The sequence below is a fragment of the Streptomyces chrestomyceticus JCM 4735 genome, from assembly GCF_003865135.1.
In the GTDB taxonomy this organism is placed as follows: Bacteria; Actinomycetota; Actinomycetes; order Streptomycetales; family Streptomycetaceae; genus Streptomyces; species Streptomyces chrestomyceticus.
On record NZ_BHZC01000001.1, the window covers coordinates 4,247,006 to 4,273,985 of the forward strand.

General features: G+C 72.5%; 24 protein-coding genes and 1 pseudogene. 7 read left to right on the forward strand and 18 right to left on the reverse strand.

The features are described 5' to 3' along the window. Positions 1-43: 43 nt before the first annotated feature. A complete protein-coding gene (locus EJG53_RS17970; RefSeq protein ID WP_125045709.1) occupies positions 44-622 on the forward strand; it encodes a TetR/AcrR family transcriptional regulator in 579 nt (192 codons plus the stop codon). 27 nt (positions 623-649) lie between these two features. Here the strand turns inward: EJG53_RS17970 and EJG53_RS17975 are convergent, their stop codons facing one another. Further along, a complete protein-coding gene (locus EJG53_RS17975; protein ID WP_125045710.1) occupies positions 650-1,339 on the reverse strand; it encodes a M23 family metallopeptidase in 690 nt (229 codons plus the stop codon). 525 nt (positions 1,340-1,864) lie between these two features. On the opposite strand from EJG53_RS17975, the gene EJG53_RS17980 reads away from it, so the two are divergent. Further along, positions 1,865-4,534: an NACHT domain-containing protein gene (locus EJG53_RS17980; protein ID WP_244955193.1), complete on the forward strand. Its 2,670-nt coding sequence runs from the start codon at positions 1,865-1,867 to the stop codon at positions 4,532-4,534. Positions 4,535-4,959: 425 nt separating this feature from the next. On the opposite strand, the gene EJG53_RS17985 is transcribed toward EJG53_RS17980, so the two are convergent. Beyond that, a complete protein-coding gene (locus EJG53_RS17985) occupies positions 4,960-7,479 on the reverse strand; it encodes an ATP-dependent Clp protease ATP-binding subunit (protein ID WP_125045711.1) in 2,520 nt (839 codons plus the stop codon). Between the two features lie 509 nt (positions 7,480-7,988). On the opposite strand from EJG53_RS17985, the gene EJG53_RS17995 reads away from it, so the two are divergent. Further along, positions 7,989-8,690 (forward strand): SCO3374 family protein, encoded by a 702-nt coding sequence (locus tag EJG53_RS17995; RefSeq protein ID WP_125045712.1) that lies wholly within the window; start codon positions 7,989-7,991, stop codon positions 8,688-8,690. Here EJG53_RS17995 and EJG53_RS18000 read toward each other — a convergent pair. The 10 genes and pseudogenes from EJG53_RS18000 to EJG53_RS41525 all read right to left on the reverse strand — a co-directional run bounded on the left by EJG53_RS18000 (position 8,621) and on the right by EJG53_RS41525 (position 17,594). Then, positions 8,621-8,953 (reverse strand): histone-like nucleoid-structuring protein Lsr2, encoded by a 333-nt coding sequence (locus tag EJG53_RS18000; protein WP_030025331.1) that lies wholly within the window; start codon positions 8,951-8,953, stop codon positions 8,621-8,623. The genes EJG53_RS17995 and EJG53_RS18000 overlap by 70 nt on opposite strands. A gap of 156 nt (positions 8,954-9,109) precedes the next feature. Then, a complete protein-coding gene (locus EJG53_RS18005; RefSeq protein WP_031005651.1) occupies positions 9,110-9,628 on the reverse strand; it encodes an amino-acid N-acetyltransferase in 519 nt (172 codons plus the stop codon). 9 nt (positions 9,629-9,637) lie between these two features. Further along, positions 9,638-10,102 carry a BlaI/MecI/CopY family transcriptional regulator gene (locus EJG53_RS18010; RefSeq protein ID WP_241268600.1) on the reverse strand — a complete coding sequence of 155 codons (465 nt, stop codon included), beginning with the start codon at positions 10,100-10,102 and terminating at the stop codon, positions 9,638-9,640. Positions 10,103-10,524: 422 nt separating this feature from the next. Then, positions 10,525-11,121: pseudogene (locus EJG53_RS18015) on the reverse strand (hypothetical protein); the annotation flags it as partial. 257 nt (positions 11,122-11,378) lie between these two features. After that, entirely contained in the window at positions 11,379-12,176 is a 798-nt protein-coding gene (locus EJG53_RS18020; protein ID WP_125045714.1) for a type III pantothenate kinase, read from the reverse strand. Positions 12,177-12,181: 5 nt separating this feature from the next. Next, positions 12,182-13,204 carry a carboxylating nicotinate-nucleotide diphosphorylase gene (gene nadC, locus EJG53_RS18025; RefSeq protein WP_125045715.1) on the reverse strand — a complete coding sequence of 341 codons (1,023 nt, stop codon included), beginning with the start codon at positions 13,202-13,204 and terminating at the stop codon, positions 12,182-12,184. Beyond that, positions 13,201-15,021 (reverse strand): L-aspartate oxidase, encoded by a 1,821-nt coding sequence (locus EJG53_RS18030; protein ID WP_125045716.1) that lies wholly within the window; start codon positions 15,019-15,021, stop codon positions 13,201-13,203. Before EJG53_RS18030 ends, nadC begins: the two co-directional genes overlap by 4 nt. Beyond that, positions 15,018-16,043, reverse strand: a complete 1,026-nt coding sequence (gene panC / locus EJG53_RS18035) for a pantoate--beta-alanine ligase (RefSeq protein WP_125045717.1) — start codon at positions 16,041-16,043, stop codon at positions 15,018-15,020. Before panC ends, EJG53_RS18030 begins: the two co-directional genes overlap by 4 nt. Beyond that, a complete protein-coding gene (locus EJG53_RS18040; protein ID WP_125045718.1) occupies positions 16,040-17,020 on the reverse strand; it encodes a Rossmann-like and DUF2520 domain-containing protein in 981 nt (326 codons plus the stop codon). Before EJG53_RS18040 ends, panC begins: the two co-directional genes overlap by 4 nt. Positions 17,021-17,246: 226 nt before the next feature. Next, positions 17,247-17,594 carry a hypothetical protein gene (locus EJG53_RS41525; RefSeq protein WP_174856422.1) on the reverse strand — a complete coding sequence of 116 codons (348 nt, stop codon included), beginning with the start codon at positions 17,592-17,594 and terminating at the stop codon, positions 17,247-17,249. A gap of 179 nt (positions 17,595-17,773) precedes the next feature. Here EJG53_RS41525 and EJG53_RS18050 point away from each other — a divergent pair, with 179 nt between their 5' ends. After that, a complete protein-coding gene (locus EJG53_RS18050; protein ID WP_125049429.1) occupies positions 17,774-18,886 on the forward strand; it encodes a DUF5937 family protein in 1,113 nt (370 codons plus the stop codon). Positions 18,887-18,919: 33 nt separating this feature from the next. Here the strand turns inward: EJG53_RS18050 and EJG53_RS18055 are convergent, their stop codons facing one another. From EJG53_RS18055 to EJG53_RS18065, 3 genes are all read right to left on the reverse strand, one after another. Further along, positions 18,920-19,642 (reverse strand): glycoside hydrolase family 75 protein, encoded by a 723-nt coding sequence (locus tag EJG53_RS18055; RefSeq protein ID WP_125045719.1) that lies wholly within the window; start codon positions 19,640-19,642, stop codon positions 18,920-18,922. Between the two features lie 132 nt (positions 19,643-19,774). After that, positions 19,775-20,461 carry a response regulator gene (locus EJG53_RS18060; protein WP_125045720.1) on the reverse strand — a complete coding sequence of 229 codons (687 nt, stop codon included), beginning with the start codon at positions 20,459-20,461 and terminating at the stop codon, positions 19,775-19,777. 213 nt (positions 20,462-20,674) lie between these two features. Next, positions 20,675-21,886 carry a sensor histidine kinase gene (locus tag EJG53_RS18065; protein WP_125045721.1) on the reverse strand — a complete coding sequence of 404 codons (1,212 nt, stop codon included), beginning with the start codon at positions 21,884-21,886 and terminating at the stop codon, positions 20,675-20,677. 149 nt (positions 21,887-22,035) lie between these two features. Between EJG53_RS18065 and EJG53_RS18070 the strand changes: the two genes are divergently transcribed. Further along, complete coding sequence (locus EJG53_RS18070; RefSeq protein ID WP_125045722.1) at positions 22,036-23,037, forward strand: SAM-dependent methyltransferase; 1,002 nt, start codon at positions 22,036-22,038, stop codon at positions 23,035-23,037. 82 nt (positions 23,038-23,119) lie between these two features. Continuing rightward, on the forward strand, positions 23,120-24,262 hold the full coding sequence (locus tag EJG53_RS18075) for an NADH-quinone oxidoreductase subunit D (RefSeq protein WP_125045723.1): 1,143 nt from the start codon (positions 23,120-23,122) through the stop codon (positions 24,260-24,262). 64 nt (positions 24,263-24,326) lie between these two features. Here the strand turns inward: EJG53_RS18075 and EJG53_RS18080 are convergent, their stop codons facing one another. The 3 genes from EJG53_RS18080 to EJG53_RS18090 all read right to left on the reverse strand — a co-directional run bounded on the left by EJG53_RS18080 (position 24,327) and on the right by EJG53_RS18090 (position 26,363). Continuing rightward, positions 24,327-24,917, reverse strand: a complete 591-nt coding sequence (locus EJG53_RS18080; protein ID WP_125045724.1) for a DUF4232 domain-containing protein — start codon at positions 24,915-24,917, stop codon at positions 24,327-24,329. Between the two features lie 122 nt (positions 24,918-25,039). Further along, on the reverse strand, positions 25,040-25,696 hold the full coding sequence (locus EJG53_RS18085; protein WP_125045725.1) for a GNAT family N-acetyltransferase: 657 nt from the start codon (positions 25,694-25,696) through the stop codon (positions 25,040-25,042). Between the two features lie 52 nt (positions 25,697-25,748). Further along, complete coding sequence (locus tag EJG53_RS18090; protein WP_125045726.1) at positions 25,749-26,363, reverse strand: TetR/AcrR family transcriptional regulator; 615 nt, start codon at positions 26,361-26,363, stop codon at positions 25,749-25,751. Between the two features lie 91 nt (positions 26,364-26,454). Here EJG53_RS18090 and EJG53_RS18095 point away from each other — a divergent pair, with 91 nt between their 5' ends. Further along, positions 26,455-26,961 carry a DUF1453 domain-containing protein gene (locus EJG53_RS18095; protein WP_125045727.1) on the forward strand — a complete coding sequence of 169 codons (507 nt, stop codon included), beginning with the start codon at positions 26,455-26,457 and terminating at the stop codon, positions 26,959-26,961. Positions 26,962-26,980 lie beyond the last annotated feature (19 nt).

The window sequence follows — 26,980 nt, forward strand, 5'->3', positions numbered from 1 at the left end:
CCCTCGGCCACGGCCCGGACGACCGACGCAGGAGAACAGCAGCATGGGCACACCGCACGCGCGCAAGGGCAACACCCGCCAGCGCATTCAGGACGTCGCCTTGGAGCTGTTCGCCGAGCAGGGTTACGAGAAGACCTCGCTGCGCGAGATCGCCGAGCGGCTGGACGTCACGAAGGCGGCGCTCTACTACCACTTCAAGACCAAGGAAGACATCGTCATCAGCCTCTTCCAGGACCTGGCGCGGCCCATCGACGAGCTGATCGACTGGGCCGCCGCGCAGCCGCGCACCCTGGAGACCAAGCACGAGGTGCTGCGCCGCTACAGCGAGGCGCTGCGCTCCGCCGAGCCCCTCTTCCGCTTCATGCAGGAGAACCAGGCGACCGTACGGGACCTGAGCATCGGGGAGACCTTCAAGCAGCGGATGCTCCGGCTCACCGGGCTGCTCAGGGAGCCGGAGGCGGAGCTGACGGACCAGGTGCGCTGCATCACCGCGATCTTCTCGATGCACGCGGGGCTGTTCGCCATGCAGAACATCGAAGGCGACCCCGAGGACAAGCGCAAGGCCGTCCTGGAGGTCGCCACCGAACTGGTCACCGCCGCCCAGCCGCCCAGCCTCGGCTGACGGCACCGGCGGTGCCGCGGGCGGGGATCACACGCCGTCGCCGCGCGCCTTCAGGAAGGCGGTCGGCTCGACGCCGGAGCCGTAGTTCGGGCCGGTACGGACCTCGAAGTGCAGGTGCGGGCCGGTCGAGTTGCCGGTGCTGCCGGACTTGGCGATCTCCTGGCCGGTCTCCACCTTCTGGCCCGGCTTCACCTCGGTGCTGGTGAGGTGCGCGTACTGGGTGTACGTACCGCTGTCGTGCTTGATCACGATCGCGTTGCCGTACGCGGGACCGTCACCGCCGCCGTTCGGGCCGGCCTTGACGACGGTGCCGCCGTGCACGGCGTGCACGGCCGTACCGCTGGGCACCACGAAGTCCTGACCGCTGTGGTTGTGCGACCAGTGCTTGCCCGCCAGCCCGAAGGTCATGCCGAGCTGGTAGTCGTCCACCGGCTTCACCCAGGAGCGGGCCTTCTCCTCGGCTGCCTTCTTGGCCTTCTCGGCCTCCTGCTTCTCCGCCTCGGCCGCCTTCTTCTGGGCGTCGGCCTGCGCGGCCACCGAGGAGCGGACGTCGGACGCCAGGCCGTCCAGCGCGATCGACGGCGCGTCGTTCCCGGCCGCCATGGCCACCCCGGCGCCCATGGCCGCGGAGACGCCCAGGCCCGCCGCGAGCACGGAGGCGCGGGTACGGAGAGTGGACTTCTTCGTCAGGCGGTACAGGGGGTGGTGCTTCGACATGCGGGGGTTACCTCCGGGAAAGGGAAAGGGCCGCGCCCCGGCAGTCGACCGGGAACGCCCCACCTTGGTAACCCGAATCCGACATGCTGCCAATACCCCTTTCTACTACCCCATCCCGTAGCAAAAGCCGGGGAAATGTACCCCCGCGACTACCCTCACCGTCCGGCCTCAAACCCTGCGGCCGCCGCTCTCTTCCGGCCGCCGACCGCTCCCGGCACCACCCCTCTGACCTGGGGCTTCACCACGGCGTACGACGTTGCCGAACACCCCGGGCACCCCCTCGCCACGCCCCGGCGGTCCCCACGTCCGCATCCGCCCGCCGCACCTCGTGAAGCGCCCGCTATTCCGCGTAGTAGGCGCCCGAGGGCCTGTGCGTCATGTCACCGGGCCGCGGCTTTTCCCCGCCTTCCGCCGGGTCTTTCGCCTGTCCGTATCGGGACCAAAGCCCCCGTAGGAAGAATGCGCTCCCTCCGTACGGCATCACTCGGCCGAGCAATCCCCCGCAGCCCCCGTCTCCCCTACGCTGTGAAGTCCACGGCGCCCGGCCCGGCCGGCGTCGACCAGGTGATGGGGGATCACCGCATGGACCCGATGATCGTCACGGCCCGGCTCCTGCCGAAAGCCGTCGCCCCGCTCGTCAAGAAGCTCCTCGTCCGCCCCGGCCCCGGCGCCTTCCTGGTGGACCGCCCGTTACGGATCAGCGGCCTGGTCTCCTTCCGCGGCGAGAAACGCACCCTCGGGGAGCGCGACGTACGGCGCATCGCCGCCAAGCTCGTCGACCGGGCCGTGACCCCGCTGCCCGGCGCCACCGGCGCGGCACGGGAGCGGCCCGTCGCCCCCGACGAGGACCGGGCCGTGGCGGACGCCCTCGCCCGTACGCTCTGCGCCCTCGGCGACATCGACCTGGAGATCGTGCAGGACGCCCGGCTGGAGCCGGACGCGCTCGTCCGGCAGTTGTGCCGCGCCGCCCCCGACGCCACCCGCGGCCTGACCGGCGACGGCGCCGAGCTGCACGGCATCCTGCTGCACACCGCGGCCCTGCAGGTCCTGGAGTTCTTCACCCGGCTGTCCGGCTTCGGCGCCCGCGCCCTCGTCGAGAACCGGCGCGCCCTCGGCAGGCTCGACGACACCGTCGGCGCGCTGGCCGCCCGGCTGCCGTCCCGCTCCGCCGAGGACGCCGGCTTCGAGACGCGGTACGCCCACGACACCGCCGTCCTCCACAACCACCTGACCATCTTCGGCATCGACCTCGCCCACTCCCCCGACAGTTGGCCGCTGGACGCCGCCTACCTGGGCCTGCGCTGCGAGGCCGAGCCGCCCGCCGTGGACGGCGGCGGCCCCCCGGAGCCCGCCGTCCCCGCCGAGCACGCCCTGTCCGGCCGGCGCCGCATCCTCGTACGGGGCGTGGCCGGCTCCGGCAAGACCACCCTGCTCCAGTGGCTGGCCGTCGCCACCGCCCGCGGCGAGCTGCCCGCCCCGCTGCACCGCGCCCTGTACGGCCGGGTGCCCTTCCTCCTGCCGGTGCGCCGCTTCGCCCGGCGCGGCCTGCCCTCCCCCGGCGACTTCCTCGCGGCGGTCGGCTATCCGGGCGCCGAGGCCCAGCCGCCGGGCTGGGCCGACCGCGTCCTGCGGGCCGGCCGGGGGCTGCTGCTGATCGACGGCGTGGACGAGGCCCCCGAGGACGAGCGCGAGCGGCTGCGGCGCAAGCTCCGGGACTGGACCGCCCTGTACCCGGGCAACATCTGGATCGTCACCTCCCGCCCCTCCGCCGTACGCGCCGACTGGCTGACGGCCGACGGCTTCGCCGAACTGTCGCTGGCCCCGATGAGCCGCGAGGACATCGCCGCGTTCATCCAGCGCTGGCACCGCGCCGCGGCCCAGCAGGAGCCGGACGACCTGGACCGCCTCGGCCACTACGAACGCACCCTCCTCAACGCCGTACGCATCACCCGCGACTTGGGGCGGCTCGCCACCAACCCGCTGATGTGCGGGATGCTCTGCGCGCTGCACCGCGACCGCCGCGGCTACCTGCCCAACGGCCGCAAGGAGCTGTACGAGGCCGCCCTGTCGATGCTGCTGGAGCGGCGCGACCGGGAGCGGGCGATGGGCACCACGGACGGCATCGACCTGCCGCGCCAGCCCAAGATCCAGCTCCTCCAGAAGCTGGCGCACTGGATGCTGGTCAACGGGCGCTCGGAGATGGACCGCGAGATCGCCGTCGACACCCTCGCGCAGCACCTGCCGGCCATCCCCGACGCCGCGCGCCAGGGCGGCCCCGAGGAGATCTACCGCCACCTGCTCAACCGCACCGGGCTGCTGCGCGAACCGACCCCGAACACCGTCGACTTCGTGCACCGCACCTTCCAGGACTTCCTGGCCGCCCGCGCCACCGTCCAGCGCCACGACTTCGGGCTGCTGCTGAACCACGCCCACCTCGCCGAGTGGGAGGACGTCATCAGGATGGCCGTGGCCCTGGCCCGCCCCGACGAGTGCGCGGCGCTGCTGAACGGCCTGCTGGCCCCGCTCCCGGGCATCCGGGCCGCCGAGGCCCGGCACCGCAAGCTGCTCGCCGCGGCCTGTGTGGAGCACGCCGCCGAACTCGACCCCGAGGTCCGCCACCGGGTGCGGCGCTTCACCCGGGACATGGTCCGCCCCAGTACCGTCTCCGGGGCCCGCGCGCTGGGCTGGATCGGCCCGATCGTCCTGGAGATGCTGCCGGAGCCGGCCGAGGTCTCGGACGGCGAGGCGTACCTGCTCGCCGTCACGGCCACCTCCATCGCCGACGACATGGCGATCGACTACCTGACCGGGCTGCGCAAGCGGACGGACCACGCGGTGCGGGCGCAGTTGGCCGGTGCCTGGCGGCGGTACGACACCGCCCGCTACGCCCGGGAGATCATCGCCCACCTGGACCCGGACCAGTTGTTCTTCCCCGCCGTGGACGTGGAGGAGCTGGCCGCGCTGCGCGAGCTCGGCGGCCGGCCGTGGCTCCAGGTGGCCGGGGAGTTCACGGTGGCCGAGCTGCTCGACGGCATCGTCCCGGCGGACGGACTGCGCCGGCTCTGGCTGGCGTACGACCTCGGCCACTCGATGGAATGGCTGGCCGCGTTCCCCCGGCTGGAGGAGCTGCGGATCAGCCACCGGCTGCCGCGGCTCACCGGTGTTCCGGACGGAATCCGCGTCGTCGAGCTGTGAAATCGCGGCCCTGTGGACTGCGGGCCTGTCTTACCGGGGCCGTGCCCGGCGTCCGGCCTTCGGGTTCCCGGACCCCCGGAATTGGCCGGTGCGCATTCGGGCCGGGTGCCGCCCGCGCAATGCCTCCGGGGCAATCCGGAATGACGTTTTCCCTTTACGTCCGGGAGGGCCGGGCAATAGCCGGCGCCGCTGCCGTACCGGAGCGGAAGGCTTCGCATCCCGGCGGTTACGGATATCCGTCCGCACCCGCCACGGAAAAACACTTCCGCGCACGGCACCGGACGTCTCGTACCCCGTACTCCGCACCCCCGTACGGCCGCCCGCACACGACAACGCCGCGGCCCGGGACCTGGAAGAGGTCCCGGGCCGCGGCGTCATGTGCCGTGCCGGTCAGGCGCCGGGCGCCCGGTCCGTGCTGCCGGCCGTCACGCGTCCTTCGACAGGTCCGGGCCGCCGGCCGTGGACTCGACGGGCGGGGCGTCCGGCAGGGCCGCCTTCTCCTCGCCGCGGAAGGTGAACTTGGCGTTCTCGCCCTCGCCCTCGATGTCGACGACCACGATGTGGCCGGAGCGCAGCTCGCTGAAGAGGATCTTCTCCGAGAGAGCGTCCTCGATCTCGCGCTGGATGGTCCGGCGCAGCGGGCGGGCGCCCAGCACCGGGTCGTAGCCGCGCTTGGCGAGCAGCTTCTTGGCCTCACCGCTGAGCTCGATGCCCATGTCGCGGTCCTTCAGGCGCTCGTCCACCTTGGCGATCATGAGGTCGACGATCTGGATGATGTCTTCCTCGGTGAGCTGGTGGAAGACCACCGTGTCGTCGACACGGTTGAGGAACTCGGGCCGGAAGTGCTGCTTGAGCTCTTCGTTGACCTTGTTCTTCATCCGCTCGTAGCTGCTCTTGGTGTCGCCCTGGGCGGCGAAGCCCAGGTTGAAGCCCTTGGAGATGTCCCGGGTCCCGAGGTTGGTCGTCATGATGATGACCGTGTTCTTGAAGTCCACCACCCGGCCCTGGGAGTCGGTCAGGCGACCGTCCTCCAGGATCTGCAGCAGGGAGTTGAAGATGTCGGGGTGGGCCTTCTCCACCTCGTCGAACAGCACGACCGAGAACGGCTTGCGGCGCACCTTCTCGGTGAGCTGGCCGCCCTCTTCGTAGCCGACGTAGCCGGGAGGCGAGCCGAAGAGCCGGGAGACCGTGTGCTTCTCGCTGAACTCCGACATGTCGAGGGAGATCATCGCGTCCTCGTCGCCGAACAGGAATTCGGCGAGCGTCTTGGACAGCTCGGTCTTACCGACACCGGACGGACCGGCGAAGATGAACGAGCCACCGGGGCGCTTGGGGTCCTTCAGACCGGCCCGGGTACGGCGGATGGCCTGCGAGAGCGCCTTGATGGCGTCCTTCTGGCCGATGACGCGCTTGTGGAGCTCGTCCTCCATCCGCAGCAGCCGCGAGGACTCCTCCTCGGTGAGCTTGAAGACCGGGATGCCGGTCGCCGTGGCCAGGACCTCGGCGATCAGCTCGCCGTCGACCTCGGCGACGACGTCCATGTCGCCGGCCTTCCACTCCTTCTCCCGCTTCGCCTTCGCGGCCAGGAGCTGCTTCTCCTTGTCGCGCAGGCCCGCGGCCATCTCGAAGTCCTGCGAGTCGATCGCGGACTCCTTCTCCCGGCGCACGTCGGCGATCTTCTCGTCGAACTCGCGGAGGTCCGGCGGCGCGGTCATCCGGCGGATGCGCATCCGGGAGCCGGCCTCGTCGATCAGGTCGATCGCCTTGTCCGGCAGGAAGCGGTCGGAGATGTAGCGGTCGGCAAGCTGGGCGGCCTGGACCAGGGCCTCGTCCGTGATGGAGACGCGGTGGTGCGCCTCGTAACGGTCGCGCAGGCCCTTGAGGATCTCGATGGTGTGCGGCAGCGACGGCTCCGCGACCTGGATGGGCTGGAAGCGGCGCTCCAGGGCCGCGTCCTTCTCCAGGTACTTGCGGTACTCGTCGAGCGTGGTCGCACCGATGGTCTGCAGCTCGCCTCGCGCCAGCATGGGCTTGAGGATGCTCGCGGCGTCGATCGCGCCCTCGGCGGCGCCCGCACCCACCAGGGTGTGGAGCTCGTCGATGAACAGGATGATGTCGCCGCGGGTGCGGATCTCCTTGAGCACCTTCTTCAGGCGCTCCTCGAAGTCACCGCGGTAGCGGGAGCCGGCGACCAGGGCGCCCAGGTCCAGGGTGTAGAGGTGCTTGTCCTTGAGGGTCTCGGGCACCTCGCCCTTGACGATGGCCTGGGCCAGGCCCTCGACGACCGCCGTCTTGCCGACGCCGGGCTCGCCGATGAGGACCGGGTTGTTCTTGGTACGGCGGGACAGCACCTGCATGACCCGCTCGATCTCCTTCTCGCGCCCGATCACCGGGTCGAGCTTGGTCTCGCGGGCGGCCTGCGTCAGGTTGCGGCCGAACTGGTCCAGGACGAGCGAGGTCGAGGGGGTGCCCTCGGCCGGGCCGCCGGCGGTGGCGGCCTCCTTGCCCTGGTAGCCGGAGAGCAACTGGATGACCTGCTGCCGCACCCGGTTCAGATCGGCGCCCAGCTTCACCAGGACCTGGGCGGCGACGCCCTCGCCCTCGCGGATCAGGCCGAGCAGGATGTGCTCCGTACCGATGTAATTGTGGCCGAGCTGAAGGGCCTCGCGGAGCGACAGCTCCAGGACCTTCTTCGCACGGGGGGTGAAGGGGATGTGACCGGACGGGGCCTGCTGCCCCTGGCCGATGATCTCCTCCACCTGCTGGCGGACCGCCTCGAGCGAAATCCCGAGGCTCTCCAGGGCCTTAGCGGCGACACCCTCACCCTCGTGGATCAGGCCCAGGAGGATGTGCTCGGTGCCGATGTAGTTGTGGTTGAGCATCCGGGCTTCTTCCTGAGCCAGGACGACAACCCGCCGCGCACGGTCGGTGAACCTCTCGAACATCGTTAATCGCTCCTCAGAGCGGTCAGGCAGTTAGGGGTCGGTCCCCTCCCTGTCCTTCCGCATGCTAGTCCCGTGGGACGGGACAGCTCATTCCAACTGCCGACATCCGTCCGGATCACCCCCGCGACGGCGGGGAAATCTGCTGCCGAACAGCCGACATCTGCTCCAACCCGATGGTGCGAGACGATGTTCCCGCAGGCCAGGCATATACGCCCCGGGCCAGTACGCCCGTGGCGAACGCGCCCCTCGCCGACACGCCCGCCCGGAGTCCGCCGCAACTCCGGAAAAAGCGCTGCGCACGCCGCTGCACCGTCTCTCCCCACTGGGGATGTCTTACCCGCCGCCCCGGACGGTCCATGCGGCGCGGGCCCGTTCCATCCGCTATGGGCGAACACCCGAGCGCCGCCCGATGCGCCGTCACACCCCCGCACGCCCCCTTCCGTGGCGACAGTACGTACCCGCATGTCAACCCAGCGTAACTTCTCGGGGTTTCGCGAGTTGCTCCCGGTATGCCCGTCGCGCTCCCGCGCTCCCGCTCCGCCCTCGCCGCCGTACGGCAGTGGTACGAGGACGAGCTGCGCTGGCCGACCACCGGCACGGAGCCGGTGGAGCTGCTGACCGGGGTGCGCTTCGACGCCCTCGACCTGCCGGCCGACGCGGGCCGGGCCGTACTGGGACGGGTGGGCCCCACGGGGCCCGTACTGATCGACCGCAGCGGCTCCGCCGGTCCCAGGATGCTCGTCCTCGTGACCGCGGGTGCCGCGGAGGAATTGCCGGAGCTTCTGGAATGGCTGGAATGGGGCTCGCTGGGGCTGGATCTGACCGCACGCGGCACCGGGGACCGGATGCCCGCGCCGTCCCCGCCGCCGCCGTCACCGCAGGCGTGGTGGCCGTACGGATCGGGCCCACGGGAGGCCGCCGGGTGGGTGCGGCCTCCCGAGCCGGGACGCGAGATCGAGGCGGCTCTGCCCACCACGGGGACAGGGGCAGGGCGCGGGGGCCGCGGTGTTCCCCTCGCGGATCGCCAGGGGCGCGCCCCCGACCTCGTACGACTCGTGAGCGCGGCGGCTACGGAATGCCACCGGGCCCGTTTGCTGCGCGGCCGTCAAGCTCGAAGACAAACGGATTGCGGGTACGGCGGTCAGCCGTTCGCCTTCTCGAACGCCTCACGGATCTCCGCGGGCACACGGCCGCGGTCATTGACGTTGTAGCCGTTCTCCTTCGCCCACGCGCGGATCTTCGCGGTGTCCGGGCTGCCGCCGGAAGACGCGCGCGCCTTGCCGCGGCCACCGGAACGGCCACCGGTCTTGCGGCCCGCCTTCACGAACTCGGCCAGCGACTCGCGCAGCTTGTGCGCGTTGTCGTCGGACAGGTCGATCTCGTAGGACTTGCCGTCGAGGGCGAACGTCACGGTCTCATGGGCCTCGCCGCCGTTGAGGTCGTCGACAAGAAGAACCTGAACCTTCTGTGCCACCGGTTTCCCTTTCATCGAATGCGGATTACGACGGAAAGCAAACCGCTTTTCCGGGAAAAACACAAACCCCTGGGTAGGGTTCAGTTGCGCCACGGCCGGGGAACGCTTGCTTCCACAGCTATGAGATAGGGGCGCGATTCGGACATAGAACGCTGATCACAGGTGCAGAAGCATCCGGCTGTTGCCCAGGGTGTTGGGCTTCACTCGTTCGAGACCGAGGAACTCGGCAACGCCCTCGTCATAGGAACGCAGCAGCTCGCTGTAGACATCGCCGTCGACGGGCGTCTCCCCGATCTCCACGAAGCCGTGCTTGGCGAAGAAGTCCACTTCGAAGGTGAGGCAGAAAATGCGCCGCACTCCGAGCCAGCCCGCGGTGCGCAGCAGCTTGTCGAGGACTTGGTGGCCGACACCGGTGCCCTTGTGCCGCGGGTCCACCGCCAATGTGCGCACCTCGGCCAGGTCTTCCCACATGACGTGCAGCGCTCCGCAGCCGACGACCTCGGCGTCCTGGTCCCGCTCGGCGACCCAGAACTCCTGGATGGACTCGTAAAGCGTCACGGTGGCTTTGTCGAGGAGGATGCCGTCCGCGGAGTAGGCGTCGATGAGCCGGCGTACGGCCGGTACATCGCTGGTCCGGGCGCGGCGGACGGTGAGTCCATTAGTCAGGGGCGGCATGGCGCGACGCTATCGCCCCGGGTCACCGGATCCCGCCGCGGGTACTTCTCCCGCATCCGCTTCCCCCGCTTCGGCCTGTTCCGGGGGTACGGGCGGTTCGCGTTCGGCGCGGCCGTCCGGCGGCGGGGCCGGCGCGGGTTCCGCCGGTTCGTCGCCCTGCACCATGCGTACGGCATCCCTGAGGGCGTGCCGCTGTTCCGGCGACATCATCCCGAAGAAGGCCACCAGGGCCGCCGCGGGGTTGTCACTCGCGGACCACGCTTCGTTCATCAGTGCGGCCGAGTAGGCGGCACGAGTGGAGACCGCCTCATATCGATAGGCGCGTCCTTCGGCTTCCCGGCGCACCCAGCCCTTCTGGTGGAGGTTGTCCAATACGGTCATCACCGTTGTGTAGGCGATCGACCGTTCCTTCTGCAGATCTTCCAGGACTTCCCGAACGGTGACCGGGCGGTTCCACTCCCACACCCGCGTCATGACCGCGTCTTCCAGATCACCCAAGCGTCGTGGCACACCAGCACAATAGTGGGAGATGTCGCGAATGCCGGTTCTTACCCGGTGGATTCAGGCCGGAAAAAGACAGTACGGCCCGAGATGCGCAATCTCGGGCCGTACGGAGGGGTGCGGGCGGCCGGGGCGGGCCCGGCCGGCGCCGGTCAGGCGCCGTGGGCCTTGGGCTCCTGGCGGGCGCCCTCGGCGCGGGCCAGCGCGGCGTCGACCGCCGCGTCCTCCTTGGACTTGTTCTCGCCACCCTGGCTCTTCACGATCGTCACGATGAGTGCGACGAACGCCACGGCCATCACCACGGGCGGTACCAGCGCTGCGACGTAATCCATGACCAGGGGCCTCCTTCGGGAGTGAGGTTTCCAGAGTACGCAGGGCTCACGCGGACCGGGCCGCGGGGGCCGCACGGGCTTGCGGCGCGGCGGGAAGACCTCGCCCGGCGTGGGCACGGGGCGGCCGGGGCGCGGCGCCTTCGGGCGCGGTTCCGGCGCGGGCGCGGGAACGGGCGTGGGCTCGTCCGCCACCCGGCCACCGGGGAGGGCGCGCAGCCTGGCCCGTACGGAGCGCTCGGCCAGGCGTTCGCAGTGGCGCAGCAGGGCGGTACGGCGCGCGTGTTCCTCCGGACCTCGCTGTCGCGCGCACAGGAGGCGCAGGGCGGCGAGGTCGGCGGGGACCGGGTCGTAGCCGGCCGCCAGGGCCTCCTGGAGCTGCGCCAGGTAGCCGTGTGCGGAGCCGGGGAGGGCGTCCCGGTAGCGGGCGAGGTCGGCGAGGAGAAAGGCGCGCAGCCGCCCGCCCTCGCGTGCCGCCTCGTCCACCGCCTCGGCGAGCCGCAGGTACTCCTGGACCTCCTGGGCGCCGTCGGCGTCGTAGCCCGGCTCGGCAGCGGTCGTGCGGTGCGTCGGCTGGAGGGCGGCGGCGAGCGCGCGCCGCAGGACGCGCAACTCGTCGGCGCTGAAGGCCATACCGCCGCGGGATCCGTATGGCATAGGCATGGGTTGACCTTACGCCGTAGCCGGACAAAATCCGCTTAACACCATTAGAACGGTGCAAGTGTCGCGGAACGCGCGACGGATAGGAAAAGCCTCTTCGGTGAGAAGCGAGTATGTATAGGGCCTAAGCGGGCAATTCGCCGTGGAGACCGGTAGGGCCGGACGGCCCCGGGCTACGCGTTCCGGCCACCGGGCCCGACGGCCGCCCGCCAGGGCCGATGGCAGGGCCCGGTGGCCGGTCCGGCCTCCGCGTACGCCCCTCAGCCCCGGGTCACGTTGCGCTCGTACACCAGCCGCAGACCGATCAGTGTCAGCCACGGCTCGTGCTCGTCGATGACCGAGGACTCGCCGAGCACCATGGGCGCCAGCCCGCCGGTGGCGATCACCGTCACGTCGTCCGGGTCGTCCGCCAGCTCCCGCGCCATCCGCTGGACGACGCCGTCGACCTGGCCGGCGAAGCCGTACAGGATGCCGGACTGCATGGCCTCGACGGTGTTCTTGCCGATCACGCTGCGCGGCCGGGCCAGTTCGATCTTGCGGAGCTGGGCGCCCTTCACGCCGAGCGCGTCCACCGAGATCTCGATACCGGGCGCGATCACCCCGCCGACGTACTCGCCACGCGCGCTGACCGCGTCGAACGTGGTGGCCGTACCGAAGTCGACCACCACGGCCGGCCCGCCGTACAGCTCCACGGCCGCCAGCGCGTTGATGATCCGGTCGGCGCCGACCTCCTTGGGGTTGTCCATCAGGATCGGCACACCGGTCTTGACGCCGGGCTCGACCAGGATGGCCGGCACGTCCCCGTAGTAGCGCCGGGTGACCTCGCGCAGCTCGTGCAGGACCGAGGGGACGGTGGAGCAGATGGCGATGCCCTCGATGCCGTCGCCCAGTTCCTCGCCCAGCAGCGGGTGCATGCCCATCAGGCCCTGGAGGAGGACCGCGAGTTCGTCGGCGGTGCGGCGGGCGTCGGTGGAGATGCGCCAGTGCTCGACGATCTCCTCGCCGTCGAACAGGCCGAGGACGGTGTGGGTGTTGCCTACGTCGATGGTGAGCAGCATCAGCGTCAGCGCTCCTCACGCAGGTCGAGACCGATGTCGAGGACCGGGGAGGAGTGGGTGAGCGCGCCCACGGCCAGGTAGTCCACCCCGGTCTCCGCGTAGTCGCGGGCGTTGTCGAGGGTGAGCCGTCCGGAGGACTCCAGGACCGCCTTACCGGCCACCAGCGTCACCGCCTCGCGGGTCTGCTCGGGGGTGAAGTTGTCCAGCAGGATCAGGTCGGCGCCCTCGGCGAGGATCGGCGGGATCTGGTCCAGCCGGTCGACCTCCACCTCGATCGGCACGTCCGGGAACGCGTTCCGTACGGCCTTGAACGCCTCGGCCACACCGCCCGCCGCGACCACGTGGTTGTCCTTGATCAGGGCCGCGTCCGACAGCGACATCCGGTGGTTGACGCCGCCGCCGCAGCGCACCGCGAACTTCTCCAGGGACCGCAGGCCGGGCGTCGTCTTACGGGTGTCGCGGACCTTGGCGCCGGTGCCCTCCAGGGCGTCGGCCCAGGCGCGGGTGGCGGTGGCGATGCCGGACAGGCGGCAGAGCAGGTTCAGGGCGCTGCGCTCGCCGGTCAGCAGGTCGCGGGTGCGGGTGGTGACGCTGAGCAGCTTCTGTCCGGCCTCGACGCGGTCGCCGTCCTCGACGTGCCGCTCGACCTCGAACTCCGCGGTGCACACGATCGACAGCACCGCCTCGGCGATCCGCAGCCCGGCCACGGTGCCCGCCTGACGGGCCGTGAAGTCGCCGGTGGCGACGGCGTCTTCGGGGACGGTCGCGACGGTGGTGACGTCCACCCCCTGGTCGAGGTCCTCCTCGACGGCCATGTGGGCGATGTCCTCGACCTGCACGGGGTCCAGCCCGGCCTCGGCCAGGAGGGCCGCGAGGCCGGCGTCCAGCCCGCAGGCGAGCGGGTCGAGTTCGTACGCGCCGTCACCGGCGCCGCAGCCGCAGGAGTCGCCGCAGCCGCCTTGCGGAGCCTCGGTGTCCTGGCCCGGACGGCCGATCTGGTGCAGGGAGAGGTCGTCGGGGGTGCTCACTGGTTCGGCTCCGTTTCGGGCGCGGGTGCGGCGGTCGTCGCGGGGAAGGCCGCGGTGTCGGTCGTACGGCTGTGCAGGGTGTGCGGCGGACGGTGGGTGACCAGGAAGTGCCGCTGCCAGGCGGTGTCGTCCCGGTCGGCGTGGTCCTCGCGCCAGTGGCAGCCGCGGGTCTCCTCGCGGCGCATCGCGCTGCTGACCAGGACCCGGGCGACCATCAGGAGGTTGGTGGCCTCCCACGCCTCGACGCCGGGCTCGGCGGGCTTGGGGCCGTCGGCCGGGACCGGAGCGGGTCCGGCGTCGTCGGCCGGGGCCGGGCCGGCGGCGTCGCGCAGCAGCCGGGCCAGCGCGGTGGCGGCCTCGGAGAGGCTCGCGGCGGAGCGCAGCACCCCTGCCCCGGCGGACATGGTCCGCTGGATCACGGGCCGCGCCTCGGGGGCGAGCAGCGGTACGGGGGCGGCGGTGGGCGCGACGGCCGGGCCGGGCCGGCGGGCGGGGGCGGCCGTGATGTCGTCCGCGATGCGCTCGGCGAAGACCAACCCCTCAAGGAGGGAGTTGGAGGCCAGCCGGTTGGCGCCGTGCACGCCGGTGCACGCGACCTCGCCGCACGCGTACAGGCCCGGCACGGTCGTCCGGCCGTACAGGTCGGTCCGTACGCCGCCGGAGGCGTAGTGCGCGGCGGGCGCGACCGGGATGGGCTCGGTGACCGGGTCGATGCCGTGCGCGCGGCAGGCGGCGAGGATGGTCGGGAAGCGCTGCTCCCACATGGCGGCGCCGAAGTGCCGGGCGTCCAGGTACATGTGCTCGGTGCCCTGCTCGTGGGCGCGGCGCATGATCGCCTTGGCGACGATGTCGCGCGGGGCCAGTTCGGCGAGTTCGTGCTGCCCGAGCATGAAGCGGGTGCCGTCGGCGTCCACCAGGTGGGCGCCCTCGCCGCGTACCGCCTCCGAGATCAGCGGCTGCTGGCCCTCCGCGTCCGGGCCGAGGTAGAGCACCGTCGGGTGGAACTGGACGAATTCGAGGTCGGAGACCTCGGCGCCGGCCCGCAGCGCGAGGGCGACGCCGTCGCCGGTGGAGACCGCGGGGTTGGTGGTCGCGGCGAAGACCTGGCCCATGCCGCCGGTGGCCAGGACCACCGCGGGGGCGTGCACGGCGCCCACGCCGTCGTGCTGGCCCTCCCCCATCACGTGCAGGGTGACACCGGCCGTGCGGCCGTCGGCGTCCGTGAGCAGGTCCAGGACGAGCGCGTTCTCGACGGTGCGCAGCCCCTGCGTACGGACGGCGGCCACCAGGGCGCGGGAGATCTCGGCGCCGGTCGCGTCGCCGCCCGCGTGCGCTATCCGGCGGCGGTGGTGGCCGCCTTCCCGGGTGAGCGCCATCGTGTCGCTGCCGGGTTCGGTGTCGAAGCGGGCCCCGGTGGCGATGAGGCGGCGGACGGCGTCCGGGCCCTCGGTGACCAGGGTCCGTACGGCGGCCTCGTCGCACAGTCCGGCGCCCGCGACGAGGGTGTCCGCCAGGTGCTGCTCGGGGGTGTCGCCCTCGCCGAGCGCGGCCGCGATGCCGCCCTGGGCCCAGCGGGTGGAGCCGTCGTCCAGGCGGGCCTTGGTCACCACGACGGTACGGCGGCCGGCGGCGGCGCAGCGCAGCGCGGCGGTCAGGCCCGCGACGCCGGAGCCGACCACGACGACGTCGGCCTCGATGGACCAGCCGGGGGCGGGGGCCTGGAGGCGGAGGGTGGGGGTTCCGGGGCCGGTGGTTCCGGAGCTGGTGCTTCCGGGGCGGGAGGGGGTGCCGGGGCCGGTGGGGACGGTGCCGTTCATCGGGGCGCTCCGAACGTGAGGCGGATGTTGTCGATGAGGCGAGTGGTGCCGACCTTGGCGGCGACCGCGAGAACGGCCTCCCCTTCGTACGCGTCCGTAACCTCCGTGAAGTCGGACGGGTCGACGAGCGCCACGTAGTCGAGCGCCAGCGGCGGGTCCAGGCGGGCCGCTTCCTCCAGGACGATACGGGCCGCCGCCCGCGCCACCGAAGGGCCGCGCAGCGGGGTCGCGGCGGCGTGCGCGAGGGCGTGCGCGTCGGCCGCCGCGCGGTCCTCCCCCAGGGCGGCGAGCGCCGCGGAGCGGTCGTGCGCCCGGTGGGCCGTGTGCGCCGCGTGTGAGGCGCGGTCCCGCAGGGCCTCCTCGGCGGCGAGCCGGTCACGGGCCGCGAACAGGGCCCGGGACAGCGCCAGGGCGGTCCGGCGGTCCGCCGCGGAGAGATAGCGGTTGCGGCTGGACAGGGCCAGCCCGTCGTCCTCACGGACGGTGGGGACGCCGACGATCCGTACGTCGAAGTTCAGGTCGGCCACCATGCGCTCGATCACGGCCAGTTGCTGCGCGTCCTTCTGGCCGAAGAGGGCCACGTCGGGACGGGTGAGGTGCAGCAGTTTGCCGACGACGGTCAGTACGCCGTCGAAGTGGCCGGGCCGGCTGGCCCCCTCCAGGAAGTCACCCATGGGACCGGCGGTTATTCGGACCTGCGGTGCGCCGCCCGGGTAGACCTCCCCGGCGGCGGGCGCGAAGACGGCGTCCGCTCCGGCCGCGCCGGCCAGCGCGACGTCCGCCTCCAGGGTGCGCGGGTAGCGGTCCAGGTCCTCCCCGGCGCCGAACTGGAGCGGATTGACGAAGACGGTGACGACGACCTGTCCCGCCGGGCCGACCCGGTCGCGGGCGGCGCGGATCAGCGTCGCGTGCCCCTCGTGCAGGGCCCCCATGGTCATGACGACGGCCCGCTGCCCGGAGAAGTCCGGCAGGGCACGCAGCTCGGCCGCGGTGTGCACCAGACGCGTGCGCGGGGCGTTCATCGGTCGCCTTCTTCGGGGTGGTCTCCGTCTTCGGGGTGGCCGCCGGGTGACGGCGGCGCACCTCCGGTGCCGTTGCCGACGTTCGCCAGGACGTCCAGCAGGTCCTCGGCCAGCTCCGGCTTCAGCAGGCCGTGCGCCAGGGCGCGGTCGGCCGTCGTACGGGCCATGGCGAGGTAGCTTGCGACGCTCTGCGGCGCGTGCTTGCGCAGCTCCGCGACGTGCGCGGCGACGGTGCCCGCGTCCCCGCGGGCGACCGGACCGGTCAGGGCGGCGTCACCGGAGCGCAGCGCGTTGTCCAGGGCCGCGCCCAGCAGCGGGCCGAGCATCCGGTCGGGCGCGCCGACACCGGCCTCCCGCAGCAGCTCCATGGCCTGTGCCACCAGGGTGACCAGGTGGTTCGCCCCGATGGCGAGCGCCGCGTGGTAGAGCGGGCGGGCCGCCTCCTCGATCCACTCCGGTTCCCCGCCCATCTCGATGACCAGCGCCTCGGCGGCCATCCGCAGCGGTTCGGGCGCCGTGACCCCGAAGGAGCAGCCGGCCAGCCGCTGCACGTCGACGCGCGTACCGGTGAAGGTCATGGCGGGGTGCAGGGCGAGCGGCAGGGCGCCGGCGCGGGTGGCCGGGTCGAGGACGGCCGTGCCGAACCGTCCCGACGTGTGGACGAGCAGTTGGCCCGGCCGCACGGAGCCGGTCTCGGCGAGGCCCGCGACGAGCCCGGGCAGGGCGTCGTCGGGCACCGTGAGCAGCACCAGTTCGGCGCGTCGCAGCACCTCGGCCGGGGAGACGACCGGCACGTCGGGGAGGAGCGCCGCGGCGCGGCGTACCGAGGCGTCGGAGACACCGGACACGGCGACCGGCCGGTGCCCGGCGAGCTGCAGGGACGCGGCGAGGGCGGGCCCGACGCGACCTGCGCCGACGACTCCGACGGTCAGTCGGGCGGGGCGGTCCTGGGCCTCGGTGGGTGGGGTTGTGTTCACGCGGCGACGGCCTTCCGTTCCAGTCCGCGGGGGGTACCGGACGATTCGTTCGCCATGCTACGCGAGTGTTCACGGCGCTCTTCAGAGCCGTACGCAGGCTGAGACGGGTGTCTCGTACCGCGTCGCCGGGCGCGCTCCCGGCGGCGTTTCCGGGCGCGCTCCCGGCTGCTCCGAGCGCCGCGCCCCGGCCGGTTTTCCACAGGGGTGACGGAGGCGCTCGCGGAGGTTATCCACAGGGGTCGCAGAGGCGGGCGGGACCCGTCATGGTGGGGGTGGAGACGGAAGCGGAGGACGGACCGAGAGGGGGGTGCGGCAGCGGCTCGGCCTGGGCGGGGCGGGCGGTCCGGCGGAGGTGGACGGGGCGTACCGGGCGCCGGGTGAGGGCGCGGCGTACGGCGCGGCGGAAGCGGGCCAGGGGGCGGTCGGCGGGTGCGGTGACCACGGCCTGGAAGCGCAGCCACCGGCGGATCTCGCGGACGGCCTGGACGTCCCCGGCACCGGGGAGGACGGGCGCGCTCTCGCCGCGCTGGGCGGCGCGGTAGGCGTCGAGCATGTGCTGCTGGGATGCGTTCATGGACACCACCCTGGGGCCGCCCCGCGGCGGGTGGCGCGTCGATTGACGGGAGCAGTCAAACGAGCCGGGCGCAGGTCACCGGCTCACGCATGATGGAACGGAAGCCGGACGTCGGACGGCCGGTACAGGTCGCGGCCGCAAGGAACGGCGCACGGGGAAACGGGGAGCGGCACATGAGTGTGTGGATCGATGTGGCGGGGCTGCCCGCCGAGCGGACGGTGTTCAGCCCGTCGCCGCTCGCCGAGCTGGGCGCCGCCCTGCACGCGCTCGCCGAGCCCGGCCACCATCCCGGCCTGCACGGCTGGACGACCGCGACGGCCGGTGCGCTCGAACCCGGTCTGGCCGACCGGCTGTGCGACGCGGACTTCCTGTGGGGTCCGACGTTCTCCGACGTGACGATGCCGTTCGCCGCGCTCGCGGACACCGGCGGGCAGCCCGGCGCCACGCTCACCGAGGACCTGGACCTGCTCGACCGGCTCGACGACGAGCTGTTCGTGAACGCCGCACTGGAGATCAACTGCACCAGCGGGTACTGCCGCGGCGGGCCGTCACCGCTGGTGGACGCCGAGGCGCGCCGGCTGGCACTGGAGCGGGCCACCGCCCGCGGCCCCCGGCAGGCCGACTTCGCGCAGCGGCTGCTCGCCGACCCGCCCGCCGTACGGGCCTGGATACGCCGCCTGCTGGAGGACTGCGAGCAGGCGTTCTTCGCGGACGTCTGGCAGCGGGTGCGCGTCCACCTCGCCGCGGACGCGCGGCACAAGGCGGAGGTGCTGCGCCACAAGGGCCTGGCCGAGGCGCTGGCCGAGGTGTCTCCCGCGGTGACCCTCGACGAGTCGCGGTCCCGCATCGTCGTCGACAAGCTGTCCCACGGCCACGGCACGGCCGTGGACCCGGCCGTCGGCGTCGGGATCACCCTGCTCCCGACCTCGTTCGGCTGGCCGCACCTGAGCGTGCTGCACGCGGCGGGCTGGCGCCCGGTGATCCACTACCCGGTCGCCGCACCGGAACCGTCCGGCCCCGCCTCGGTCGCGCTGGTCGAGTCCCGGCTCGAAGCGCTCGCCCACCCGATGCGGATACGGATGTGCCGCTACCTCGCCCGTACCGCCTACACCACCGGTGAACTGGCCGCCGCGCTCGGCATATCCGCGCCGGAGGTCTCCCGGCACCTCGCCGTCCTCAAGAAGGCCGGGCTGCTCCAGACCCGCCGCCGCGGCCGGTACGTCCTGAACCAATTGGACGTCCGGGTGGTGGCGCGCCTGGGCAGCGACTTCCTGGAGGGGGTACTGCGCTGACCCGGCGGGCGGCCGGGACCGTGCCCCGGGCGCTCAGTTCTCCTGGAGGAACTTCTTCGCGAGGGCGTCGCCGCGGGAGACGGCGTCACTGTGGCTCTCGATGGGAGACGCCTTGGAGTTCTTGAACAGGATGTAGGTGACGCCGGACTCGGCGCCGCCGGTGGCCGGGTCGGGGTCGATGCCGAGGCCCTTGGCGGCCGCGTAGGACGCCTCCCCGATGATCTTCTCGGGCCCGCTGTCGCCGACGACCGCGTACTCGACCTTGTCCTTGTAGATGATGGCGACGATGCCGCCGCCCTTGATGCCCGCGGACTCGAAGTTCCAGATGCCGCTGACGGAGGGGACGACGACGTACGGCAGCTTCTCGGCGTTCAGCGGCTTGCCGTCGGACTGGTTCCAGCGGGTCTCCGGCTGGAACCAGGGGTCGGTGTCCTTGTTGCACTTGGCCGTGACCTGGCCGTCGCAGTCGATGTCCATGTCCGCCTTCCAGAACACCGCGTTCTTCTTGCCGCAGACCGGGACGGTCGCCGATGTCTCCTCGTCGGAGCGGTACTTGCCGTTGGAGATCTGCGAACAGCCGGTGACCTTGGCGAGCAGGTCGGCGGCGCTGACCGAGCCCTCGGTCACGCCCGGCCGGCTCACGGCGCCCGCGGCGGGGGCGGAGGTGGCGGCCGGCTGGGCGGTGGCGGGCAGCGCGGCGGCGGCGAGCAGCGCGGTTCCGGCGGCGGTGGCCAGGGCGAAGGTTCGTCTGCGCACAGGAGGGCCCCTCTGTTAGGAAAGTTTCCTTACCGAGCGCGCAACAATCTCCTCCGCTCCCCCGCTCCCGTCAACACCGCACCACCCGCAACTCGCGCCCGCCGCAGCCCTGTTCAGCCCGGCCGGGCGCCGTCACGCCCCCGCGCCGCCCCCGGCCCGTACGAGTCCCGTCTCGTACGCGAGCACCACCGCCTGCACCCGGTCCCGCAGCTCCAACTTCGTGAGGATGCGGCCCACATGCGTCTTGACCGTGGCCTCCGACAGCACGAGCTGTGCCGCGATCTCGCCGTTGGAGAGGCCCTGGGCCACCAGCAGCAGCACCTCCCGCTCGCGCTCGGTGAGCCGCCCGATCTCCGGACGGACCGGCTCGGCGGCGGACGCCGGCAGCATCGGCGTGAACCGGTCCAGCAGCCGGCGGGTGGTCGAGGGCGCGACCACCGCGTCACCGCTGCGCACCGCGCGGATCGCGGCCAGCAGCTCGCTCGGCGGCACGTCCTTCAGCATGAAGCCGCTGGCCCCGGCCTTGAGCGCGGAGAAGGCGTACTCGTCCAGGTCGAAGGTGGTCAGGATGAGCACCTTCGGCGCGTCCGCCTGCTGCCCGCCCGCGCAGATCCGGCGGGTGGTCTCCACACCGTCCAGATGCGGCATCCGCACGTCCATCAGGATGACGTCGACCTTGGTGGACCGGAGCACCTCCAGGGCCTCCACCCCGTCACCGGCCTCGGCGACGACCTCCATGTCGGGCTGGGCGGCGAGCACCATGCGGAAACCGGTGCGCAAGAGCACCTGATCGTCGACGAGCATCACGCGGACAGTCATGGCAGGAGGTCCCTTTCAACGGCGGTGCGGGTGGCGGAGCCGGTGGTCCCGGCGCCGGGAGGGCCGGCCGGCGTCGGCGCGGCAACAGGGTACGTACGGGCGGGGAAGGGGGCATCGGGCGGGGAAGGGGGGCGTCGGGCGGGGAGGGGCAGGGGTACGGGTGCGGCGTACGCGCCGCCGTCCCGGCGCCCCCGGCACCGGCCCCGTCCCGGCTCACTGCCCCGATTTGAGCGGCAGTACCGCGCTGATCCGGAAGCCTCCTCCCGGCCGCGGCCCCGCGTCCAGGCTGCCGCCGACCATGCCGACGCGCTCGCGCATGCCGATGAGCCCGTGGCCGAGCCCGTCCGCCCCGCCGCCCGAGTACAGCTCGTGCTGGGCGCCGCGCCCGTCGTCCTCGACCAGCAGGTCCAGCTCGGCTTCCCGGTAGGCGAGGCGGACCGTGGCGCCGACGTCCGGGCCGCCGTGTTTGCGGGTGTTCGTCAGCGCTTCCTGGACGATGCGGTACGCGGTCAGCTCGACGCTGCTGGGCAGCGGGCGCGGTTCGCCCGCCACCTGGAAGTCGACCGGCAGGCCGGCCCCCCGCACCTGGTCGATCAGGTCGGCCAGTTGCTCGACGCCGGGCTGCGGTACGTACTCGCCGCTCTCGGGCTGCTCGCCGGTGCGCAGCACACCGAGCAGCCGCCGCATCTCGGCGAGCGCCTGCCGGCCGGTGCCGGAGATCGTCTCCAGGGCCTGCTTGGCCTGCTCGGGCGCGGCGTCCAGGACGTAGGCGGCGCCGTCGGCCTGGACCACCATCACGGACACGTTGTGCGCGACGACGTCGTGCAGTTCGCGGGCAATGCGGGCGCGCTCGGCGGCCACCGCGATCCGCGCCTGCGTCTCGCGTTCCTTCTCCAGGCGGGCGGCCTTCTCCTCCAACTGGGCCCAGTACGCGCGGCGGGTGCGGACCGAGTCGCCGAGCACCCAGGCCAGCACGAAGGGGACGGTGAGCAGGCCCATGATGAACAGCCCTTGCCACAGGCCGCCGGGCGGCCTCTCACCGTTGCCGTAGCGGACGGCGTAGAGCGTCGGGCCGATCAGCGCCCCGCCCAGAGCGGTACGCGAGGCCCAGCGCCTGGTGCCCGAGGCGACCGTGTAAATGGTCGCCAGCATGGCGAAGTTGGACGGATTGGGCTCTACGTCGAACACGATCTGGCAGAGGCCGACCAGGATGGACAGCAGCAGCATCTTCTCGGGCGCCTTGCGCCGCAGCGCGACGGTGAGGCACATCGCGGCGACGACGAGGGCTTCCAGGAGCGTCCGGGTCTCACTCTGCACATCCGCCGACGCGACCAGCATCAGACAGTTGAAACCGAACAGGAGGACGGCCCAGAAGGTGTCCACCCCTGTCGGATGCCTGCGGAAGAAGTCGTAGAGACGCTGCACGTCACCCAGCGTAGGCAGGCCGTATAGGTGTACGGGTCAACCGGACGGGCGATCCTGGGGGACGGGAGTACTCCGCAAGGTGGAGACGGGCCCGCCGCCGGAGCCCGCCGCCGTCCGCGCCCGTGCCCGCCGCCGCGTACCGTGGTGCGGTGACACACGACTGGTGCGGCTGGCGGGACGCCGCGGAACGGGCCCTGTACGGCCCCGGCGGCTTCTACACCAGCGGCGACGGACCGGGCCCGGCCGGCCACTTCCGTACCTCCGTGCACGTCTCGCCCCGGTACGCCGAGGCGCTCGCCACCCTGCTGTGCCGCGTCGACGTGTCCCTGGGCCGTCCGGCGGAACTGGCGCTGATCGATGTGGGTGCCGGGCGTGGCGAGCTGCTGACCGGAGTACTGGCAGCGCTCCCGGAGCCGGTGCGCGCCCGCGTGCGCCCCTACGCCGTCGAGCGCGCCCCCCGGCCCGCCGGCCTGGACGACCGCGTCACCTGGCTCCCGGAGCTGCCCGCGCCCGGCTCCCTGACCGGTCTGCTCTTCGCCAACGAGTGGCTCGACAACGTCCCGGTCGATGTCGCCGAGACCGACGCGGACGGTGTGCCCCGGTACGTCCTGGTCCGCGCGGACGGCACCGAACGGCTCGGCGACCCGGTCACCGGCGCGGACGCCGCGTGGCTCGCCCGCTGGTGGCCCCTGCAGGGCGCCGATCCGGGGCTGCGCGCCGAGATCGGCCACCCGCGCGACGCGGCCTGGACCCGCGCGGTCGGCACCCTGCGCGCCGGCCTCGCCGCCACCGCCGACTACGCGCACACCCGCGACACCCGCCCGCCCTTCGGCACCCTCACCGGCTTCCGCGAGGGCCGCGAGGTGCACCCCGTACCCGACGGGACCTGCGACATCACCGCCCACGTCGCCCTCGACGCCTGTGCGGGCCCCGGCGCCGAGCACGTCACCCAGCGGCAGGCGCTGCACGCCCTCGGCGTGGACGGCAGCCGCCCGCCGCTCTCCCTCGCGTCCAGCGACCCGGCCGCCTACGTACGGGCCCTCGGCTCGGCGGGCGCGGCGGCGGAGCTGACCGACCCGGCGAGCCTGGGCTCCTTCGGCTGGCTCCTGCAACCGGTCGGCGACGGCTGTACGGGCCTGCTCACCCCCTGAGCGCCTGCCCGCCGCCCGACCACCGGCCGCCCGTCGCCCGGCCCCACCGGACCCCGCCCGGCCGAACTGCGAGACTGTCCCCATGACGGAGACCACGGTCGGCATCGGCGGCGCGGCGGAGAGCACCGACATGGTGCTGAACATCGGCCCGCAGCACCCCTCCACGCACGGCGTGCTGCGGCTGCGCCTCGTCCTGGACGGCGAGCGCATCCAGCACGCCGAACCCGTGATCGGCTACATGCACCGGGGCGCCGAGAAGCTCTTCGAGGCGCGCGACTACCGCCAGATCATCATGCTCGCCAACCGCCACGACTGGCTGTCGGCCTTCTCCAACGAGCTGGGCGTCGTCCTGGGCGTGGAGCGGATGCTCGGCATGGAGGTCCCCGAGCGCGCCGTGTGGACCCGTACGCTCCTCGCCGAGCTGAACCGGGTCCTCAACCACCTGATGTTCCTCGGCTCCTACCCCCTGGAGCTGGGCGGCATCACCCCCGTCTTCCACGCCTTCCGCGAGCGCGAAGAGCTGCAGAACGTGATGGAGGAGATCTCCGGCGGGCGGATGCACTACATGTTCAACCGGGTCGGCGGCCTCAAGGAGGACCTGCCGGCCGGCTGGCTCGGCCGCGCCCGGCACGCCGTCTCCGAGGTCCGCTCCCGGATGGACGTCTTCGACCGGCTGGTCCTCGGCAACGAGATCTTCCGGGGCCGGACGCGCGGCATCGGCGTACTGAGCCGTGAGGCGGTGCACGGCTACGGCGTCTCCGGGCCGATCGCCCGCGCCTCCGGTGTCGACTTCGACCTGCGCCGCGACGAGCCGTACCTCGCGTACGCGGAACTCCAGGACACGCTGCGGGTGGTCACGCGCGAGGAGGGCGACTGCCTGGCCCGCTTCGAGTGCCTCCTGGAGCAGACCCACAACTCCCTGGACCTGGCCGACGCCTGCCTGGACCGAATCGCCGAGCTGCCGCCGGGGCCGATCAACCAGCGCCTCCCGAAGGTCCTGAAGGCCCCCGAGGGCACGACCTACGCCTGGACCGAGAACCCGCTCGGCATCAACGGCTACTACCTGGTCTCCAAGGGCGAGAAGACCCCGTACCGCCTCAAGCTCCGCTCGGCGTCGTACAACAACATCCAGGCGCTGGCCGAGCTGCTGCCGGGGACGCTCGTCGCCGACATGGTCGCCATCCTCGGCTCGCTGTTCTTCGTGGTCGGCGACATCGACAAGTAGCCGACGGGCGGTACGGGAGGCGGCCGGTCAGGCCGACGGCTGCCTACGGCAAGCCAGTCCAGGGCTACTTGCGGGGCTTCGGCCCCTCCCGGTGCCACGCCGTGACGCCCAGCTTGCCGGTGGACCCGAGGTCGATCAGCTCACGGACCAGTTGCGGACGGCTGCCGCCCGCGGCCGGGGTGAGGGCCAGGAACGCACCGTTCACGGCGGGGCGCGTCGCGTCCGTCACGCGGTTGCGCCACATCAGTACGGCCTTGACGTGCTCGCCCGGCTTGAGCGTGACCGGCTCGGGGCCGACATCGTCCACGACGTCCGAGCCGTGGCCGATCTTCACGTCCAGCGGCTTGCGGTCCTTGTCGAGGACCTGGACGCCCGCGTAGCCGTTCACCTTGTACGGATGGTTGCCGCAGTTGGTCAGGGTGATGCCCATCGCGCGGGTGCCCATGGCGGCGTCCACCTGGGAGCCCTTGATGACGACGCCGTCCTCGGGACAGGCGGGGGCGGTGCGGGACGGCCGGGGGTCGGGCTTCGCCTCCGGCCGCGCCTCGGACCCGGCCGAACAGCCGGCGGCGGCGAGCGCCACGACGCCGAGCACGGCCGCCGACAGCGCCCGCGGCACCGGCCCGGCCGCTCTCCTGGTGACTGCTCCGGCCACGGTCCACCCCGCTCACTGATCCGGCACCGAGTCAGCGCCGCTCCGGCACCGATCAAGTCGGCCGCCAGCGTACCCGTACGGGCACGGCGCGGACCCCGGCCCCCGCGCCGCCTCCGGCCCCCTCACACCCCGAAGAGCACCCGGCACTCCTCCGTCCACCCCACCACCTCGACCGGCACCGTACGGTGTGCCTCCCACCCCGCCCGGTCCAGCCGCAGCCGCTGCAACGTCCGCGGCCGCCCGCGCACCGCGGCGACCTGCACGCCGTCCGGTACGTACCCGAGCTTGCGCGAGACCGCCAGCGACCTGGCGTTGTCCGTCATCGCGGCAGAGGTCACGGTGTCCGCGCCGAGCCGGTCGAAGACGAAGTGCAGGACGGCCGCCCGCATCTCCGTACCGATGCCCTGCCCCTGGTGGGCCAGCCCGAGCCAGGACCCGGTCTCCGCCTCCCTGGTCACCCCGAAGTCGGTGCCGGACACGTCCTGGCGCCCCACCGCCTTCCCGTCCCGGGCCACCGCGAGGCTCAGCGTCCAGCTCTCCGGCCGCCACTCCGCGACCGTGCGGAGCACGTGCAGGAACGTCGCGCGCCCGCGCTCCTCCGGGGCCGCGTCCGTCCAGGGCACGGTGAACGGCATCTCCGCCGCGTCGTGCACGCCGTCGGCGGCGACCGAGGCCAGGTCGTCGAGGAGTCCGAGGCCGGGCAGGCTCAGTTCGAGGCGCGGTGTACGGATGCGGATGCCGTAGAGGGGCCAGTGGTGCCGGCGGAGTTGTCGTTCCATGACGGAATGCTGCCGAACGGGGCGCGCGGCGTCGACCCCTTTCCGCGTGCCCTCAGCCAGCTTTCAGCCCCTGCAAGTGCCGTCGCAGCACCGCCCGCTGCGCTTCCGGGGTGACGTACTCCGGTTCCAGCATCGCGCGCAGGTTGAGGCCGTCCAGCAAGGCGGACAGGCGCAGGCACTCCAGGTCCACGTCCAGGTCGGCGGGCAGCGCGCCGGCTTCCTGCGCGCCGCGCAGCACCCGTGCCAGCAGAGCCCGCAGGCCGGTCTCCATCTCCACCGCGCACGCCCGCAGCTCCGGACGGAGCCGGGCCGCGCCGCAGAACGCCGCCCACAGGACGGCTTCCTGCCGCCGCTCCTCGTCCAGGGCCAGGAACTCACCGATCAGCTCCTCCACCCGCGCCGGCCGTTCTCGCCGCGCGGCCGGGTCGAGCAGGCCGTCCACATGGGTCCGTACACGCCGGTCGATGCGCGCGCTCAGCTCGCGCATCGTGAAGAGCAGCACCTCGTCGTGGTCACGGAAGTAGTGCCGCACCGAGCCGACGGCCAGCCGCGCCTCGTCGGCGACGGTGCGCAGCGAGGCGCCTTCCACCCCCTCCCGTGCGATGACGCGCAGTACGGCGTCGGCGACGGCCTGGCGGCGGGCCTCAGGGTCGACGATCTTCGGCATGTCGCCATTGTGGCACGCATGGGCTAAATTGTTTTTGGCACGACTGAGCTAAAACAATGGGCGCCCCGTCCGGGCGCCGTCAGGGGGAATCATGAACGGCTGGCTGCTCGCGGCGATCGTCGCCACGGTCCTCGTCCTTGTCGTCGTCAAGCGCCTGAAGGGCGAACCGGTCACCGTCCGCGACCTCTTCGCGGGCCCGGCCGTCCTCACCGGCCTCGGCGTCCTGTTCATCGCCAAGGCCGACGGCGTGACCGGCACCGACATCGCCTGGCTGGTCCCCGGCGCCTTCCTCGGCCTCGGCCTCGGCGCCGCACGCGGAACCTTGGTGCACCTCTTCGAGAAGGAGGGCGTCCTGTGGCAGCGCTACACCGGCCGCACCTTCCTCGTCGTCATCGCGTCGCTGCTGGTCTCGGCCGGTTACGGCGTCTTCGCCGAGCACATGGGCATGCACCCGTACGCGCGGCCCACCCAACTCACCATCGGTGTCAGCTTCCTGGGCGAGTCCCTGCTGATCTACTACCGCGCGCGGAAGACGGGGACGCCCTTCGCGCCGGAGCAGGAGTCCCCCCTCGCCTTCCTCGGCCGCCGCTCCCGGTGAGTCACGCGGCCGAGAGGAG